Source organism: Robertmurraya sp. FSL W8-0741 (assembly GCF_038004005.1).
GTDB classification, from domain to species: Bacteria; Bacillota; Bacilli; order Bacillales; family Cytobacillaceae; genus Robertmurraya; species Robertmurraya siralis.
Genome location: NZ_JBBOQG010000001.1, coordinates 2732563 through 2748692, shown reverse-complemented (window position 1 = coordinate 2748692; position 16130 = coordinate 2732563). Strand labels below are relative to the sequence as shown.

Genomic DNA, 16130 nt, shown 5'->3' with positions numbered 1-16130 from the left:
TGAGAAGTTTGTCATTTTTACCAACACCACATGGTGGAACATTAATCCAATTATATAATCCAACATTCGATATACAATCGATTGAGAAAGAAATTCCTATTGATGCCATTTCGTTAAGCGATCTTGAACTAATTGGAGCCGGCCTCTTTAGTCCACTGACTGGCTTTCTTGGCAAAGAAGACTACGAATCCGTCGTAGAAAGCATGCGGCTAGCAAATGGTACCGTATGGTCGATTCCGATTACATTACCGATTACACCTGAGATCGCTAAAACTTTGACAGAAGGGGAAACGTATAAATTGAACTTTGAAGGGGAGACATTTGGCGTCATTACTGTATCTGAGTGGTTTGAGCCAAATTTACAAAAAGAAGCTGTTCAAGTCTATCGAACTGATGAAATTGCTCACCCTGGAGTAAAAAATCTTTTTCAAAGAGGAAGTATTTATGTTGCAGGAGATATTGTTCTCGTGAAAAAACCTGAAAAAGGTATCTTTGCAGATGTTTGGTATGAACCGAAGGAAACACGTGCTCTTTTTGAAAAAAATGGCTGGAAAACAGTTGTTGGCTTTCAAACACGAAATCCTATTCACAGAGCGCATGAGTATATCCAAAAAGTTGCCTTGGAAACGGTTGACGGACTCTTTGTCAACCCACTTGTGGGAGAAACAAAAGCAGATGATATTCCAGCAGATATTCGCTTAAAGAGTTATAGAGTTTTGCTCGATAATTATTATCCAACGGAAAGGGTCCATCTAGGAGTCTACCCGGCTGCGATGAGATATGCGGGACCCCGTGAAGCAATTTTCCATGCCATCGCTCGCAAGAACTTTGGTTGTACTCATTTTATTGTTGGAAGGGATCATGCCGGAGTTGGTAATTATTATGGCACTTATGATGCACAACTAATCTTTAATGAATTCACAGAGGAAGAATTAGGAATAAAACCACTTTTCTTTGAACATAGTTTCTATTGTCAAAAATGCGAAGGAATGGCATCGGACAAAACTTGTCCGCATGGAATAGAAGAACGGGTTATTCTTTCCGGAACAAAAGTTAGAGAAATGCTGAGCAATGGTGTTTTACCGCCATCTACTTTTAGTAGAAAAGAAGTAATCAAAGTCCTAATCGATGGTCTTAAAGAAGCAACAACAATGTCAGGAGGAAGATAAACTTGAAAGCTAGTAATCTCACATGGCATCAAACAACCATAACAAAGCAAGAACGGAGAAACCAGAATGGACATGGGAGTTGCGTCCTTTGGTTTACCGGACTTTCTGGATCTGGCAAATCAACGATTGCTAATGCGGTCTCAAGTGAGTTATTTCGTCATGGCATCAACGAATATGTTCTAGATGGTGATAATATTCGCCATGGTTTAAATAAAGATCTAGGATTCAGTGAACAGGATCGCACTGAAAATATAAGAAGAATTGGTGAGGTTGCCAAATTATTTGTCGACAGTGGAAAAATTGTTACTACAGCTTTTATTTCACCTTTTCAGGCGGATCGGGATCAAGTGCGCGAGCTTTTTGACGATGATGAATTTTTTGAAATTCACATTGACTGTCCCCTTGAAGAATGTGAGAAGAGGGATCCAAAACAGCTCTATGCGAAGGCGAGAAGAGGAGAAATTAAAGATTTCACAGGGATTAACTCTCCTTACGAGGAACCTGAAAACCCTGATCTAGTCATTCACACAAATCTATTATCCATTCAGGAATCTGTCGAGGTAATTATTCACTTTTTACAGAAAAAAAATCTTCTATAGTTTAAGGAAGGATGAGGGGTCTATGGTTGGCAAAGTATATTTAGTTGGAGCTGGTCCAGGTGACCCTGATTTAATAACCGTAAAAGGGCTTCGCTATATAAAAGAGGCAGATGTCATTCTATATGACCGCTTAGTTAATCAGGAGCTTTTACAATATGCACGTGAGGATGCACAATTAATTTATTGTGGAAAACAGCCGCACGCACATACAATGAAACAAGAAACGATAAATCACATTCTTGTTATATATGCAAAAAGAGGACTCCAAGTAGTTCGCTTAAAAGGGGGAGATCCTTTTGTCTTTGGTCGCGGAGGCGAAGAAGCGCAAACATGCATCCATCATCAAATTCCGTTTGAAGTCGTCCCAGGGATTACAGCAGGGATCGGTGCTGCGGCTTACGCAGGGATCCCTGTAACCCATCGGACATTAAGCAAAAGCTTTGCCTTTATAACAGGCCACCAAGCTGGAGATAAAGCTGCAGAGCAGCAATGGCACCATTTGGCAAGAGGGGTAGATACACTTTGTGTTTATATGGGAATCGGCCAACTTCCATTAATTATTGAAAATTTAATTAAAAATGGAAAGAACAAAAATACTCCAATCGCCATTATTCAATGGGGCACTTTAATGAAACAAAAAACAGTAATTGGAACACTCGAAACAATTAGCAAAATCGTAGATAGGGAAAATATCGTCAATCCAAGCATGATTGTCATTGGTGAAGTAGTGGGCCTTAATCGACAATTAAATTGGTTTAATGCTGAAAAGAATTCAATTGTTTCAATAACCGGGAGCTAAATAAACTTAGGAAGTGATTACGATGAAAGCCATTCTTTATGTAGGGCATGGAACCCGCTCAAAAAAAGGAGCTTTAGAGGCAAAAATGTTTATCGAAAACATCATGAAAAAAATTCCGATTCAAATACAAGAAATGAGCTTTCTTGAACTCACTTCTCCTTCCATAGACAAAGGATTCCATCAGTGTGTGGCGAGGGGAGCAACAGAAATTATGATCGTTCCGATTTTTCTTCTCTCTGCTGGCCATATGAAAAAAGATATACCTGAAGTGATAGGTGGACTGAAAAAGAAATATCCAACTGTTCAAGTCACAATTGGCAATGCGTTTGGGGTGCAAAAAGAAATACTGGATGCACTGGCACAATTAATTATATTGGCAGTGCAAGATTTATCGCATGATGATGCTCTCTTAATTGTTGGAAGAGGAAGCAGTGATCCTGATATTCAAAGGGCTTTTTTTGAAATTGAAGAAGGAATTAAGAAAAGGCTAAAAATCACGGAAATCTCGACTTGCTATCTTGCGGCAGCAAAACCAACTTTTCAAGAAGGATTACATGGCATGCTCGCCAAAAAAAGAAAACGGGTGATTATCATTCCATATCTCTTGTTCTCTGGGCTTCTATTATCAGAAGTCACCCATTGGTGTCAAAAATTCGCACCAAAGATTGTTCAGGTTGAACCATTAAGTCGCCATGATGCAATCCAAAATGTTGTCATTCGTTCAGTACTTGAAACGAAAAGAGGAGCGGCACTCCAAGTTTAGTGTAATTATAATCTTTACTAAAGCTTCCCAATTACAATTTGGGAGGCTTTTATATTTTGAAATGCTGAAATTTACTTAAATGTTTAATCAAGAGGAAACGGTTTTTTGATGTCATCATGAAACATTTTGCCTAATTTAATCAAAAAAGATTTAATGAAGTTTTACATCCTGTTAATATTCCCCATATACGAACAGCTTAAAATAAAGTAAAACGACATAAAGGGGGATTACTCATGATCACAAAATGGGCCCATCATCTGTATCGTTATGATTGCGGATTATTTCATTCACTAAACTGTCTATTTGAGCGCAAAGCATTAAATATCTTCTTTAGCCGTATAACCTATTTTGGCGGAGCCACTTTTACAATCACTTTCTGCCTGTTTATCATTCTATTCGCAGAGTCCCCAGTAAAAATGTGGGGAATTGAAAGTGGGCTTGCTCTATTGTTTAGCCATCTTATTGTCATGCTGATTAAAAAAATTTATCCGCGAGAACGTCCCTATCTCTCGATTAAAGAAGCATACGTTGATATCAATCCATTAAAGGATCACTCTTTTCCTTCCGGACACACAACAGCGATTTTTTCCGTCATTACTCCATTCATTATCCATTTGCCAATCACCAGTCTCCTCCTATATCCAATTGGCTTTTGTGTAGGGGCATCGCGCGTCGTTTTAGGCTTGCATTATCCTTCAGATGTGTTAGCAGGTGCATTATTAGGTTCGCTCTTTGCCATTTTAGCCGTATCGATTTTTTAAGGAGGGGAAACGTGCATGAAAATCGCCATCTTTACCGATACATTTACACCACAAGTTAATGGGGTCGCCTTAACGTTTCAACGCTTTGTCGATTATTTAGATAAAGTAGGGATCGAATATCGTTTATTTGTTCCAGACGGTCATGAGACAGATTTATTTTCCAACCAAATTTTCAGATTTACAAGTTATCCGTTTTTTCTATATCCTGAATGTCGCCTCGCCTTACCAAATGTCATCCATATAAAAAAAGAACTTGAACAATTTCAACCGGATATCATTCATGTGGCGACTCCCTTTAATATTGGATTAGCCGGTATTTATTATGCGAAAAAACTTGAGATTCCCCTTGTGGGGTCATACCATACCCATTTTGATCGATATCTGCAATATTACGACTTACAATTTTTATCTAAATTCATATGGAAATACCTACGTTGGTTTCATCGTTCATTTAAAAAAACATTTGTTCCTTCTTATGAAACAAAAACGGAATTGATTAACAGAGGGTTTACAAATGTAGATATTTGGAGTAGAGGTGTGGATTGCTCTTTATTTCATCCCCATTTTTCTTCTACTCGCTTAAGAGAGCAATACAAAATAACAGAGCCATATATTTTAAGCTATGTAGGACGGCTAGCACCTGAGAAAGATCTTGATGTCTTAATGGAAATCGCAAAGCGCTTGCCTTCTCATATCCAAAATAAAGTGCATTGGATAATAGCAGGTAACGGGCCGCTGTATGAGGAACTACAAGGACAGAAGCTAGCAAATATGACGTTTACCGGCTATATCAAGGGAGAGAATTTAGCAGAGCTTTATGCAGTTTCTGATCTGTTTGTTTTTCCTTCAAGTACTGAAACTTTCGGAAATGTTGTGCTAGAATCTTTTGCTTGTGGAACTCCAGTCGTTGGAGCTAAAGCTGGCGGAGTTCAAGAAATCATTGAAGATGGACGAACTGGAAAACTATGCCAACCAGGAAATGTAACCGAGTTTGTTGAAAGCATCACTGAACTAGTAAATAAGCAATCTACTCTAAAATTAATGAGCCTGGAAGCAAGAAATTATGCATTAGGGCAATCATGGGAAAGAATATTTTCGGATCTTTTAATGCAATACGAAGGCGTTGTTACGAAGACAGAAACTAAGCGCATGATTGCAAATTTATAAATGGAGGGGTCATTTTGGAGAAGAGGGCAATTGCGATAATCGGAACGGGCTATGTTGGTTTAGTTACTGCCGTATCTCTAGCAGAACTCGGGCATAACGTCATCTGTGTTGATATTGATAAAAACAAGATCAACCTTTTAATGGCTGGGAAATCCCCTATATATGAGCCTGGATTAGAGACATTATTAGTGCAAAATTTAAAAAGCGGACGACTCTCTTTTACGTGGAATCATCGCCAAGCCATTCAAAATGCGGATATTATTTATCTCGCAGTGGGAACCCCATCATTGCAGGATGGTTCCGTGGACCTTTCCTATCTGATGGAAGCCGCCAAAGAAATCAGTCTCTCAGCCCATGATGAAATCGTTGTGGTCACAAAAAGCACTGTTCCCGTCGGTACGAGTGAAATAGTAAAGAAATTTATCGAAAAGCATGCGGTACAGCCAATTAATGTCCACGTTGTCTCCAATCCAGAATTTCTACGAGAAGGGCAAGCACTTCAAGATACATTTCACGCAGACCGGATCGTCATCGGTGCTGATGATGACGTTGGCGCTAAAATCTTAATGGAATTATATGAACCGTTGCATCTGAACATTATTCGCACTGATTTAAGGAGCGCAGAACTAATTAAATATGCCTCCAATGCATTTTTAGCGACGAAGATTAGCTTTATTAATGAAATTGCCAACATTTGCGAAAAATTAAACGCCAATATTGAAGATGTCGCTCGAGGAATGGGCAGTGACTCAAGAATCGGAACGCAATTTTTAAAAGCTGGAATCGGCTATGGCGGCTCATGCTTTCCGAAAGATACGAACGCCTTAATGCAAATCGCTGGGAATTTAAGTCATCAATTCGAACTTCTTGAAGCTGTTATCCATGTAAATAATCGGCAGCAATCACTTCTTTTTGAAAAGGCAAAGACGAGATTTGCGAAGCTTAAACATTTAAAAATAGCGCTCCTCGGCCTTTCCTTTAAACCGAACACAGATGATCTGAGGGAATCTCCAGCTCTGCCATTAGCAAACAAACTTATTCAAGATGGGGCAAAAGTGATAGCATTTGATCCTGTTGCGTATGAAAAGGGGAGAAAGCTGCTTCCAGATGAAGTAAAGGTTACCGATGATATCCGGCATGCTCTGCAAGAAGCTGACCTCGCCTTTATCGTCACCGATTGGGATGTTATTAAAGATTTCCCTTTGGCATTATATGAAAAATTAATGAAGAGACCCGTTATCTTTGACGGTCGTAATTGCTTTGCGCTCAGTGAAGTTTCTCAATATGCGATTGAGTACCATTCCATCGGTAGACAATCGATTTATCGTTTGAAAGAAGTATCATTAAAACGACAAACAATGAAACAGAAGACAGTGTCCTCTATAAATTTCTTGACAACTTAACTCAGCGAAAAATGTAATCTTTCAAAAATAGGATTTTAAATGTTCATTGAACATATGAATCTTTTCCGATACAAAAGTGATTGCATCATCTTTTCAAAACATTAAAAAGCACTCTTCTAAAAAGAAAGAGTGCTTTAATCTATTATGAGGCTTGCTGTTCTTGAACAGGATGATTTGCTTTTTTTCTAGGGGCAAGATGAAAGATGATATTCAACACGATCGCTGTTAGACTTCCGATAACGATGCCATTGCTTGTTAAAATGTGAATTCCTTCTGGAAGATTGTTAAAAATAGCCGGAACAGTTGTAACACCGAGCCCCATTCCAATGGAACAAGCAACAATTAAAAGGTTCTCCTGAGAGTTAAAATCAATCCTACTAAGCATTTTGATTCCTGCAGCAATAACCATTCCAAACATGGCAACCATTGCTCCACCGAGCACAGAGGTTGGAATAACCGTTGTGAATGCACCAATTTTTGGAATGAGGCCAAGGAGGACGAGAATGATTCCTGCTGTGTATATAACATTATTACGTTTAACACCGGAGAGCTGCAGAAGCCCAACGTTTTGCGAGTAAGTCGTATAAGGGAAAGCATTAAATAAGCCGCCTAAAACAATGGCTAAACCTTCCGCGCGATATCCTTTCGATAAATCCTTTTCAGTAATCTTTTTCTCAGTAATTTCACCTAACACAAAATAGACACCTGAGGATTCTACAAGACTAATAATAGCAACAATCGTCATCGTCAAAATAGCAGACCATTCAAAAGTCGGCATTCCAAAATAAAATGGCGTTGGCAAATGCACCCATGATGCTTCGGAAACTTCACTAAAATCAACCATGCCGATTAAGTAAGCAACAGCCGTTCCTGCTAACAGCCCGATTAAGATTGAGATGGAGCGGATGAATCCTCTCGTAAAGCGGTATAAAAGCAAAATGAACAATAACGTAGAGAAGGCAAGGGAAATATTTGTCAGTGAGCCATAGTCAGCACTTCCTTCACCGCCGGCAATATTATTCATCGCTACCGGGATAAGAGTGATACCGATAATTGTCACAACAGAGCCCGTTACGACAGGTGGAAAAAATTTAACCAATTTACTAAAAATAGTAGAAATTAAAATGACAATTAAGCCTGATACTAAAATAGCTCCATAAATTGCGGAAATTCCATGTTCTCCACCAATAGCAATCATAGGAGCCACTGCGGTAAATGTACATCCGAGTACAACCGGCAAGCCAATTCCGAAAAAACGATTCTTCCAAACCTGTAAAAGGGTCGCAACCCCACACATTAAAATATCAATTGATACTAAATAAGTAAGCTGCTCACCTGTTAATCCTAACGCACCTCCGACAATAATAGGTACGATCACTGCTCCAGCATACATGGCCAAAACATGCTGAATCCCTAATGATGTTGTTTTAAACAAGTCTCTGTTCATAATAGCGCAGCCTCCACTTCATCTAAAAATTGCACGCCACCTTCAAGAGAACTTATTCTAGCAAGAGATTCGACTCGAAAGCCTTTTTCTCTAAGTAGGCTGCCACCATTTTGGAATGATTTTTCAATCACAATCCCAATACCTGCGACTTCTGCACCCGAAGCTTTGACAATATCGACTAAACCTAATGCTGCCTGACCGTTAGCGAGAAAATCATCAATAATTAAGACACGGTCATCTTGCATTAAAAATTGATTTGAAACAGAAATCTCGTTGGTTTCATTTTTTGTAAACGAGTGCACGCTTGCAGTAAGTAAATCATTAACTAGAGTCAGTGACTTTCTTTTGCGAGCAAAAACGACAGGAACCTCTAATTCTAAAGCGGCCATTAAGCCTGGTGCAATTCCGGAAGACTCGATAGTCAACACTTTGGTAATATTTTCTTTCTTAAAACGGTTGGCAAATTCCTTTCCAACTTCCGCCATCAATCGGGGGTCAATTTGATGGTTTAAAAAAGAATCAACTTTTAAAACCTGTGAAGAAAGTACTCTTCCTTCAAACCTAATTTTGTCTTTTAATGTTTTCATCATTTTCCTCCTTATGGCATTGGCTTTTTAAAACAGAATGGTTGATAAAGTGATTTTGGATCATTTCGTATGAAATCAAAGCTTCACACCCTTTTAAGAAACACTTTAGGATCAGAGAGGACATGAACCAAAAATTGGACAGTATAAAAAGCCATTACATAAAAAACCTGAACGTCATGACACTCCTCAAACATGAGTGAGCCAATGACCTTCAGGTGCTATCATAGAAGGAAATGGAATAAACACCTTTCATTAGGTGTTATCCCCATTGCTCACCCATAGTCAGTATATTTACGGTACACTGGTAGAAACTTGCAGGCCATATCCCCGCGATTATATGAGTGAATGCACTTATTCATTTGTATGAAAGTATTATAGGAGCAAATCTTAATTTTGTAAATGGGAGAAGATGAAATATTAGTAATGAATGCTGATTGTTTACCTAGTAAAAACGTGCTAAAAATGAATTAGAGAAAAGGGTTGGAGGTTTTTTTAAATGGAATTGCGGCAATTAAAATATTTTCTTACAATAGCAAAATGTAAAAGTATCACGAATGCTGCTGAAATATTGCATATTTCACAACCTGCATTAAGTAAAATGATGAAAGGATTAGAAGAAGAGCTTGGTATGACCTTGCTTTTGCGTTCCAATAAGTCTAATGAATTAACTGATGCTGGCTTAATTGTTATGGAATATGCTCAAAAAATATTTTCCGAAATAGACAATATGACGACGACACTTAATGATTTAACCAATTTAAAAAGGGGAGAAATTCAAATCGGTTTACCTCCGATCATTGGTAGTTTATTTTTTCCCAATATCATGGCAAATTTTCACAAGGAATATCCAAATATTAAAATGAACGTAACTGAATATGGAGCAGCAAAGGTTGTTAAATCTGTGAAAGATGGGGAACTTGACCTTGGAGTTGCTGTTCTTCCCGTTGATGGAAGAACATTTAATATTTATCCAATCGTGGAGGAGCGCATGAAACTTCTAGTTCATCATGAGCATCGACTTGCTTCTTTAAAAAAAGTTCATCTTAAAGAATTAAAGGATGAAGAGCTCATTTTTTATCATGAAGATTTTGCCCTCCATGACATTATATGGAAAAAATTTATCGAGAGTGGTTTTGAACCAAAGATTTTATTTAAAAGCTCACAGTGGGACTTAATGTCAGAAATGGTCGCTGCCAACTTAGGGGTAACGATCCTGCCAGAATCAATTTGTAATCGAGTTATGAATAAGCGCATTCGAATTATAGAACTTATTCCGATAACCCCCTGGAATCTTGCGCTGATTACAAAGAAGGATAAATATCTTTCATATGCCGGGCGAACTTTTATCGATTATATTTCAAAACATTCTTCCTCACGCATTGTATATAACTTAAAGTTATGAAAATCATAATAAATATGTATTTTACGCATGTTCCTAAACCGTTGTAATATAGTCATATCCATTTAAGGGGAGGGAGCATGAGGATGAAAATTTTAACGATTGCCACACAAATTTTGTTTATTCATTTGTTTTTATTATTAGGTGTGGGTGTTAAAGCTTTCTTATCAATTCCTATTCCTGCCTCAATGATCGGATTATTGCTGCTTTTTCTTGCGCTTTGCTTTAAAATTGTCAAACTAGAATGGGTGGAGAAAGGAGCAAACTGGCTTATAGCAGAACTGCTTTTATTTTTTGTTCCAGCAGCAGTCGGCATCATTAATTATGATGAAATTTTAAGTATTCAAGGGCTAGAAACATTGCTTTTAATTGCGGTTAGTACATTAATCGTGATGGGTTCGACGGCCTTTGTTGCAGATATTATTTTTAAGAGGAAAGATCGTGATCCCGCATGATGTATATTAGTTTAACGATTGCCACCTGTGTATTTTATTTTTTTACGAAGAAAATGTATCAAAAATATTCTATCACCATTGTTCATCCACTTTTACTTTGTCCTTTATTATTAATCATTATGATCACTCCATTGCATATCTCAGCTGATCAATATATGAAGGGAACAGCAGCATTAACACATTTGTTAGGTCCGGCCACCATCGCTTTTGCAATTCCAATTTATAAGCATCTTGACATGATTAAAAAGCATATGTCCACGATCCTGATTAGTTTAATTACAGGAACGCTTATTGCGATCTTCAGTTCTTTTGCATTATCATTGATTTTTAGATTGAATTCCAATCTTTTGGTCAGTATCTTGCCCCGTTCTATTACAACACCTATTGCTATAGAGGTTTCAAAGGATATTGGCGGCCTCCCAACTTTAACAACCATTTTTGTGATTATAACAGGGATTGTCGGAGGAATCATTGGGCCACATGTGATAAGAGGACTTTCAATTCAATCACCATTGGCAAAAGGGCTGGCATTGGGAATGAGCGCCCATGGAGTGGGAACATCGAAGGCTAGAGAATATGGCGAACAAGAGGCAACCTTTTCAACTTTAGCAATGATTTTTGCAGCATTCATTACGATGTTTTGGGCTAAATTACTTATTCCTCCACTTATCCGCTTAACAGGAGCTGTTTAAGACTGCCAAATTCGCAGAAGCTTTCATTCATGCTTGTAACAGTATGGGCCTTTAATATATATCGAATTGATTTTTGGCTCATTTCGTTTGAAACATTGGTTTCACACGAAATGAGCCAAAAATCGTTTTATCCACAATTATTGTTTAACAACACCTTTTCATTAATTGAATCGTGATTAATAATCGGTGACAATCAAATTTCGGTCTAAAAATTTTTCAATTTCTTCGCTGACCTGATACGATATTTGTGGCGAATCATAATTTTCAAACACATATTCACATTTGCTTTTGTAAGCCATAATTTCATCGTAATGGGTGAGATGGCGCTCAATATCTCTCTCATTGTCGCCCCGTTCCTTTTGTCTATTTATGACTGTATCACGGTTGGCATAAATAAAGAATCTCATGACCCGTTCACCATACATCCTCTTAAGCTTTTCCGTTCCTTCAGGATTTAAAGTTAAATAGACAAGATTGTGATTTTCAAAGGCTCTAATTATGTCTTTTTCTCGAATGCCATAGTGATTTCCATCAAGCTCAACAGCCTCTAAAAATTCTCCAGCTAGATTCATAGTTCTAAATGTCTCTTCATCTACAAAGTGATAATCCTCACCATTTGTTTCGTAGTGGCGGGGCAGACGTGTCGTGTAAGAGAGCACTGTCTCCATATCAAAAGCAGTCGCCACCATTTTTGCCACCGTTTTTCGACCAGAACCATCAGGGCCGGTATAAATAAAAAGCATTTCCTTTTCTTTAATCCTGTACATGGACAAACCTCCTCATTTAAATAATTGGTGTCATGTGCAATAGAAATAGCTACTGAGTTTGCTCTTATTGACATTGTATCAGATTTTTTGAAAAATTAGAATATTTTGTCAAGGGTTCTTCTTTTTTTAATTATGTTTTTTAACAAAAGAAAAAAGCGCAAATTATCTTTGAAACCATTAAAATTCGAGATACTCCTGCAATGGTTATTTCAAAGCTATTTTTCTGAGTGCTTATCGCCTTACACGATAAAGTTAAATCCCGATTTGTAGATGTTAGGTCTTTGCTGCTTGAAAACTCATAAAAAAGTGATCCACAACAAACCTAGACCATAAAAGAAAGCGAATGAACTTCATTCGTTTTTAACAAATTTAGCAAAAAGAAAAGGGCTGTCCAAAAAAGTCTGCTTTCACTGACTTTTTTGGACAGCCCCAAGTGAAACTTTGGTTTCACGCGAAATGAGCGAAAAATCATTTTATCAACAATTCTGTTTAACAAAACCATTTAAAAAGAGAAAGAACGCTTGCTTGTGATCAAATAACGAAACATTAGCACGGCTCTGATTCGAGAAAACGAAGGGAGAAAGTCAACACTCTCTTAACATTTGATCGAGTCAGAGCAAGCTTTTAACACGGAAAAATTATTTTCTATAATTAATATTTTTCATGTAGCTTAACATTGCAAGGATCGTCCCTGCAAAAGGCAAGATTATTGATAAGGGAATTGTGTAGAGTAATTGCTAAATTGTTGGTACGCTTGATCAACTTTTTGCTGTTCAGCTGCCTCCAATTTATACCAACCCTTTTTAAACATTAAATTAAAAAGTTCTCTTGAAGTTTGATGCGTCTCTTCCAATATTTGCAAAAAGTCTTGATACAACTGGTCATGACTTGCCTCACGAACGGCAATATTTAAACTATCTGTTAAATATTTACACGTGGATAATCCGTCATTGATAAAGTCTCTTTCATTCATTTCTGGTGTTTTTATCTTCGGTAACTGTCCTGTTGAAGGATTCGCAATCTGCTTGTTTTGTTGTTGATTTTGCAAAATACATCACCTGCTTTCTTAATGCTGTTGACCTTGATTTGGATTCGGAACATTCGCCATAATGGCATCGTTATTAACCTGTAAATGGGAAAGTAAACGTTGATAATGATTTTGATGCATTTTTCCAGCCTGTTCAAATGCTTGTTTAATCTCAAGATCATTTACTTGCTGCGCATAGAAGTGAAATTTCTTGAATGCAAGTAATTCCCACGACATTGCATCCTTTAAATAGGACAAGTCTTTTGTCGTAATGGCCGGTGGTGGTGACGGCATTGGTGTTTGTTGTGAAATTTGCATAGTCTTCTCCTTTACAAAAAAATTTATGTCAATAAAGGGCAATGTTGTGAATTAAGCTCCATTTCATCAATCCCTTTATCAACTCCTGGTGCACGATTTAAGCCTTGAAAAACTTGATCCATCGTTTATTTTTTTCTTCAATTATGTACACCTCCTCATCCCTAGGTTTCCACGAAATAAATCGGATATTCATCGTTCAAAGCATCTTCTAAAAATCGACAAATTCACATACATTTACGGTAGTAACAGTAATGTGAGGAGGGACAATAATTGAAATTTGAACAAGAGCGAGCAACTCTATTTGGAGAAAATTTAATTCATTTTGCTCAGTATGTTCGCAATAGTGAAAACATCAATAATCTATCTGATCACCATAAACTATTTCGCCTTAAAAACATCATAGAAGAATATCGTATACAATTATTAGGGGAAGAAATTGTTCGGCTTAATCAATTTAATTGGCAAAAGGAACAATCTGAATTATTAATTTTTAGAGCTTGCAAAGCACTCGAAAATATTGCTGAATATGTAGAAAATAACTTAGATGACCTCTTTATTTACTCTGCAAGAATCCATATATTGAAGCATTTTTATGAATCCTTCCATTTTACCAACTGATGCTAGACCGCTATAATAGAAAGAGATAATGCTGAAAAAGGGGAAAAACGATCTTGAAATCCAAAAGAGTCACTTTTATCGTTCCAATAATGGTTATTGTTGGCATAGCATCAATTTATATGCTGCAAACAGGCTATTCCGAAATTGATCTTTCCATTCGAATGTTGATTACATTCGGAGCCGTTATTTTTTCAGGAATTATTTCCTATTTTTTATTTCCTGAGAATGAAGAAAATAAACGTAGATGAAATCAACAGGTTTCATCTTTTATTTTTGAGGATTTATTAAAAATACTGTTACATTTCTTGCGAAAGAGAGGATTTACAAGAATTTCAGTTCCACGACACAGTTGGAGAAAAAGAACCAAAATTCAAGACCGACAAATAACAAAGTCAATTTAACAGAATTTCAAACTAGTATAAACCGTTTGTTTTTTAACTTCATTTTATCGTAGATCTCCGACATATCCATGCTGGGAGAAGGAGCGACATTAAATATGAGAAGGCTCGATTTTCATCAATCAAACTAAAAAGCCAACAACATCAGATAACAGAGAGATTGTTTAAGAAAAGAAAGGATGTCTTTATGTTTAAATTAGAAAACTTCATTACAAATTTCGATTGGGAAAATCTGCTGATTAAAGGCGGAGTAATTACACTTAAAGTAATTGGGATACTTTTCGCCTACTGGATTATTAGACGGATTGGCCGTAAAATTCTTGATCGGACATTTAATAATATATTGCACCGCCAAGATATAACCGAAGGAAGAGCCTTAACATTACATCGCTTGGCAGAGAATATTTTTTCATATGCATTAGTTTTTATCCTTGCTGCCACTCTATTTAGCGTTCTCGGAATACCGGTTGCAAGTTTAATCGCTGGAGCCGGGATTGTCGGCCTAGCTGTCGGTTTCGGTGCCCAAGGACTGGTTAGTGATGTTGTAACCGGATTTTTTCTTTTACTTGAAAAACAGATTGATGTTAATGATTATGTCACGGTCGGAAACTTTGACGGCATTGTCGAAGCAGTGGGGCTTAGAACAACGCAAATTCGAGGCTTCGATGGGACACTGCACTTTATTCCAAATCGAGAAATAACAAGTTTAAGCAATCATTCAAGGGGGAATATGCGCGCGCTAGTCGATATCGGTATTTCCTATGAGGATGATATCGATCATGCCATTGATGTTATGCAGCAGGCATGTGAGCGAGTTGCTAAACAAACCTCAACAATCCTTGAGGGACCAAATGTTCTTGGTGTACAAGCGTTCGGTACCTCAGAGGTTGTCATTCGCGTAATTGCAAAAACAGTGAACGGTGAACAATGGGCAATCGAAAGACAATTAAGAAAAGCTATTAAAGAGGCTTTCGATGCACATGGAATTGAAATCCCACTCCCGCATCAAGTGTTAATCCAAAAACAGTCAGAATCGCAACAAAAGTCATTAAGTTAGAGAGCAATAGTGCAGGAATGAGCCTCGCAACAGTGATAGTTTCGCAATATCCATCGAGACAAGGCTTATTCTGGCGTAATGGAAACCTATGGTAATAACCATCGATGCACTCATTTAAAGAGTGAACGACAATAATAAAGAAATGTTTAAAAGCCGTTCAACATAAGTTGGCGGCTTTTAAACAATTATAGAAATTTCTTAATATCTAGAATGGCTTGAAAATGTATTCCTTCGTGGAAAATTGTGCGGATGAGCACCTGTTCAATAGTATACATCCCCATATCTGTAGGTTCAAATTCCTCTTCTAATCTTTCGCCAAAGAGTTTTTTGATTTCGCTAGGCTGGTTTTTTAAAAGTGTTTTTAACTCCTGTGTACTCGGAGTTTCCGCTGTAAAATCGCTGGGCGATGTGCGGAAACCGAACGACCTCTGAAAAACTTCGGGTAGATTCACTTTTTCCTTCGTTACTGCCTGAATCCAAAGATATTGGTCTAAATAGAGATGCCCTAAATTCCAACGAATATTGTTGTTAAACCCATTTGGAATAAGTTCAGCTTGCTCTTCGCTAATGTTTTCAATAGTTTTTAAAGTTAAAGAACGATATGCTTCTAATTGATTAAATAAAACTTCATGTCTTTTTTTCAACTTTCATTCCCCCATATTTATGTTATTGAATAAAATACGTGATCGCTTCATTGAATTCCT

General features: G+C 37.4%; 19 protein-coding genes and 1 riboswitch. Of the genes, 13 read left to right on the top strand and 6 right to left on the bottom strand.

Annotated features, from left to right (window positions below; all coding sequences use genetic code 11):
* Nucleotides 1-8: 8 nt before the first annotated feature.
* From sat to NST02_RS13275, 7 genes are all read left to right on the top strand, one after another.
* Entirely contained in the window at nt 9-1169 is a 1161-nt protein-coding gene (gene sat / locus NST02_RS13305; protein WP_137743995.1) for a sulfate adenylyltransferase, read from the top strand.
* Between the two features lie 2 nt (nt 1170-1171).
* Entirely contained in the window at nt 1172-1768 is a 597-nt protein-coding gene (gene cysC, locus NST02_RS13300) for an adenylyl-sulfate kinase (RefSeq protein WP_095313260.1), read from the top strand.
* Between the two features lie 22 nt (nt 1769-1790).
* A complete protein-coding gene (gene cobA, locus NST02_RS13295) occupies nt 1791-2567 on the top strand; it encodes a uroporphyrinogen-III C-methyltransferase (RefSeq protein WP_340949126.1) in 777 nt (258 codons plus the stop codon).
* A 22-nt stretch (nt 2568-2589) separates the two neighbouring features.
* Complete coding sequence (locus tag NST02_RS13290) at nt 2590-3330, top strand: sirohydrochlorin chelatase (protein WP_095313256.1); 741 nt, start codon at nt 2590-2592, stop codon at nt 3328-3330.
* Between the two features lie 233 nt (nt 3331-3563).
* The gene (locus tag NST02_RS13285) at nt 3564-4091 is read left to right on the top strand and encodes a phosphatase PAP2 family protein (protein WP_095313254.1); all 528 of its coding nucleotides are present in this window, start codon (nt 3564-3566) and stop codon (nt 4089-4091) included.
* Nucleotides 4092-4106: 15 nt separating this feature from the next.
* On the top strand, nt 4107-5258 hold the full coding sequence (locus NST02_RS13280; RefSeq protein WP_095313251.1) for a glycosyltransferase family 4 protein: 1152 nt from the start codon (nt 4107-4109) through the stop codon (nt 5256-5258).
* A gap of 14 nt (nt 5259-5272) precedes the next feature.
* Nucleotides 5273-6661 (top strand): UDP-glucose dehydrogenase family protein, encoded by a 1389-nt coding sequence (locus NST02_RS13275; RefSeq protein WP_095313249.1) that lies wholly within the window; start codon nt 5273-5275, stop codon nt 6659-6661.
* A 142-nt stretch (nt 6662-6803) separates the two neighbouring features.
* On the opposite strand, the gene NST02_RS13270 is transcribed toward NST02_RS13275, so the two are convergent.
* Together NST02_RS13270 and NST02_RS13265 are read right to left on the bottom strand one after the other, a co-directional pair.
* Nucleotides 6804-8108: a nucleobase:cation symporter-2 family protein gene (locus NST02_RS13270; protein ID WP_095313247.1), complete on the bottom strand. Its 1305-nt coding sequence runs from the start codon at nt 8106-8108 to the stop codon at nt 6804-6806.
* Nucleotides 8105-8695: a xanthine phosphoribosyltransferase gene (locus tag NST02_RS13265; protein WP_095313245.1), complete on the bottom strand. Its 591-nt coding sequence runs from the start codon at nt 8693-8695 to the stop codon at nt 8105-8107. Before NST02_RS13265 ends, NST02_RS13270 begins: the two co-directional genes overlap by 4 nt.
* 259 nt (nt 8696-8954) lie before the next feature.
* Nucleotides 8955-9056: riboswitch (purine riboswitch) on the bottom strand.
* Between the two features lie 135 nt (nt 9057-9191).
* On the opposite strand from NST02_RS13265, the gene NST02_RS13260 reads away from it, so the two are divergent.
* The 3 genes from NST02_RS13260 (at nt 9192) to NST02_RS13250 (ending at nt 11241) form a co-directional block, all read left to right on the top strand.
* The gene (locus NST02_RS13260) at nt 9192-10097 is read left to right on the top strand and encodes a LysR family transcriptional regulator (protein WP_340949125.1); all 906 of its coding nucleotides are present in this window, start codon (nt 9192-9194) and stop codon (nt 10095-10097) included.
* A gap of 83 nt (nt 10098-10180) precedes the next feature.
* The gene (locus NST02_RS13255; protein WP_095313241.1) at nt 10181-10549 is read left to right on the top strand and encodes a CidA/LrgA family protein; all 369 of its coding nucleotides are present in this window, start codon (nt 10181-10183) and stop codon (nt 10547-10549) included.
* Nucleotides 10546-11241 (top strand): LrgB family protein, encoded by a 696-nt coding sequence (locus NST02_RS13250; RefSeq protein ID WP_340949124.1) that lies wholly within the window; start codon nt 10546-10548, stop codon nt 11239-11241. Before NST02_RS13255 ends, NST02_RS13250 begins: the two co-directional genes overlap by 4 nt.
* 176 nt (nt 11242-11417) lie before the next feature.
* Here NST02_RS13250 and NST02_RS13245 read toward each other — a convergent pair whose 3' ends face one another.
* The 3 genes from NST02_RS13245 to NST02_RS13235 all read right to left on the bottom strand — a co-directional run bounded on the left by NST02_RS13245 (nt 11418) and on the right by NST02_RS13235 (nt 13353).
* A complete protein-coding gene (locus tag NST02_RS13245) occupies nt 11418-12008 on the bottom strand; it encodes a guanylate kinase (RefSeq protein ID WP_095313237.1) in 591 nt (196 codons plus the stop codon).
* 706 nt (nt 12009-12714) lie between these two features.
* Nucleotides 12715-13056, bottom strand: coding sequence for a spore coat protein (locus NST02_RS13240; RefSeq protein WP_235879487.1), 342 nt, complete (start codon nt 13054-13056; stop codon nt 12715-12717).
* Nucleotides 13057-13074: 18 nt separating this feature from the next.
* On the bottom strand, nt 13075-13353 hold the full coding sequence (locus NST02_RS13235; RefSeq protein WP_095313234.1) for a ferritin-like domain-containing protein: 279 nt from the start codon (nt 13351-13353) through the stop codon (nt 13075-13077).
* A gap of 270 nt (nt 13354-13623) precedes the next feature.
* On the opposite strand from NST02_RS13235, the gene NST02_RS13230 reads away from it, so the two are divergent.
* From NST02_RS13230 to NST02_RS13220, 3 genes are all read left to right on the top strand, one after another.
* Complete coding sequence (locus tag NST02_RS13230) at nt 13624-13971, top strand: hypothetical protein (RefSeq protein WP_095313232.1); 348 nt, start codon at nt 13624-13626, stop codon at nt 13969-13971.
* A gap of 53 nt (nt 13972-14024) precedes the next feature.
* On the top strand, nt 14025-14219 hold the full coding sequence (locus NST02_RS13225) for a histidine kinase (RefSeq protein ID WP_095313230.1): 195 nt from the start codon (nt 14025-14027) through the stop codon (nt 14217-14219).
* Between the two features lie 337 nt (nt 14220-14556).
* Nucleotides 14557-15426, top strand: coding sequence for a mechanosensitive ion channel family protein (locus tag NST02_RS13220; protein WP_095313228.1), 870 nt, complete (start codon nt 14557-14559; stop codon nt 15424-15426).
* Between the two features lie 185 nt (nt 15427-15611).
* Here NST02_RS13220 and NST02_RS13215 read toward each other — a convergent pair whose 3' ends face one another.
* Nucleotides 15612-16070, bottom strand: a complete 459-nt coding sequence (locus NST02_RS13215; protein WP_095313226.1) for a DinB family protein — start codon at nt 16068-16070, stop codon at nt 15612-15614.
* Nucleotides 16071-16130 lie beyond the last annotated feature (60 nt).

Coding starts and splice junctions, on each gene's coding strand:
- cobA (WP_340949126.1), top strand. CDS start 1,791: ATGGTTGGCAAAGTATATTTAGTTGGAGCTGGTCCAGGTGACCCTGAT.
- NST02_RS13290 (WP_095313256.1), top strand. CDS start 2,590: ATGAAAGCCATTCTTTATGTAGGGCATGGAACCCGCTCAAAAAAAGGA.
- NST02_RS13285 (WP_095313254.1), top strand. CDS start 3,564: ATGATCACAAAATGGGCCCATCATCTGTATCGTTATGATTGCGGATTA.
- NST02_RS13280 (WP_095313251.1), top strand. CDS start 4,107: ATGAAAATCGCCATCTTTACCGATACATTTACACCACAAGTTAATGGG.
- NST02_RS13270 (WP_095313247.1), bottom strand. CDS start 8,108: ATGAACAGAGACTTGTTTAAAACAACATCATTAGGGATTCAGCATGTT.
- NST02_RS13265 (WP_095313245.1), bottom strand. CDS start 8,695: ATGAAAACATTAAAAGACAAAATTAGGTTTGAAGGAAGAGTACTTTCT.
- NST02_RS13260 (WP_340949125.1), top strand. CDS start 9,192: ATGGAATTGCGGCAATTAAAATATTTTCTTACAATAGCAAAATGTAAA.
- NST02_RS13255 (WP_095313241.1), top strand. CDS start 10,181: ATGAAAATTTTAACGATTGCCACACAAATTTTGTTTATTCATTTGTTT.
- NST02_RS13250 (WP_340949124.1), top strand. CDS start 10,546: ATGATGTATATTAGTTTAACGATTGCCACCTGTGTATTTTATTTTTTT.
- NST02_RS13245 (WP_095313237.1), bottom strand. CDS start 12,008: ATGTACAGGATTAAAGAAAAGGAAATGCTTTTTATTTATACCGGCCCT.
- NST02_RS13235 (WP_095313234.1), bottom strand. CDS start 13,353: ATGCAAATTTCACAACAAACACCAATGCCGTCACCACCACCGGCCATT.
- NST02_RS13220 (WP_095313228.1), top strand. CDS start 14,557: ATGTTTAAATTAGAAAACTTCATTACAAATTTCGATTGGGAAAATCTG.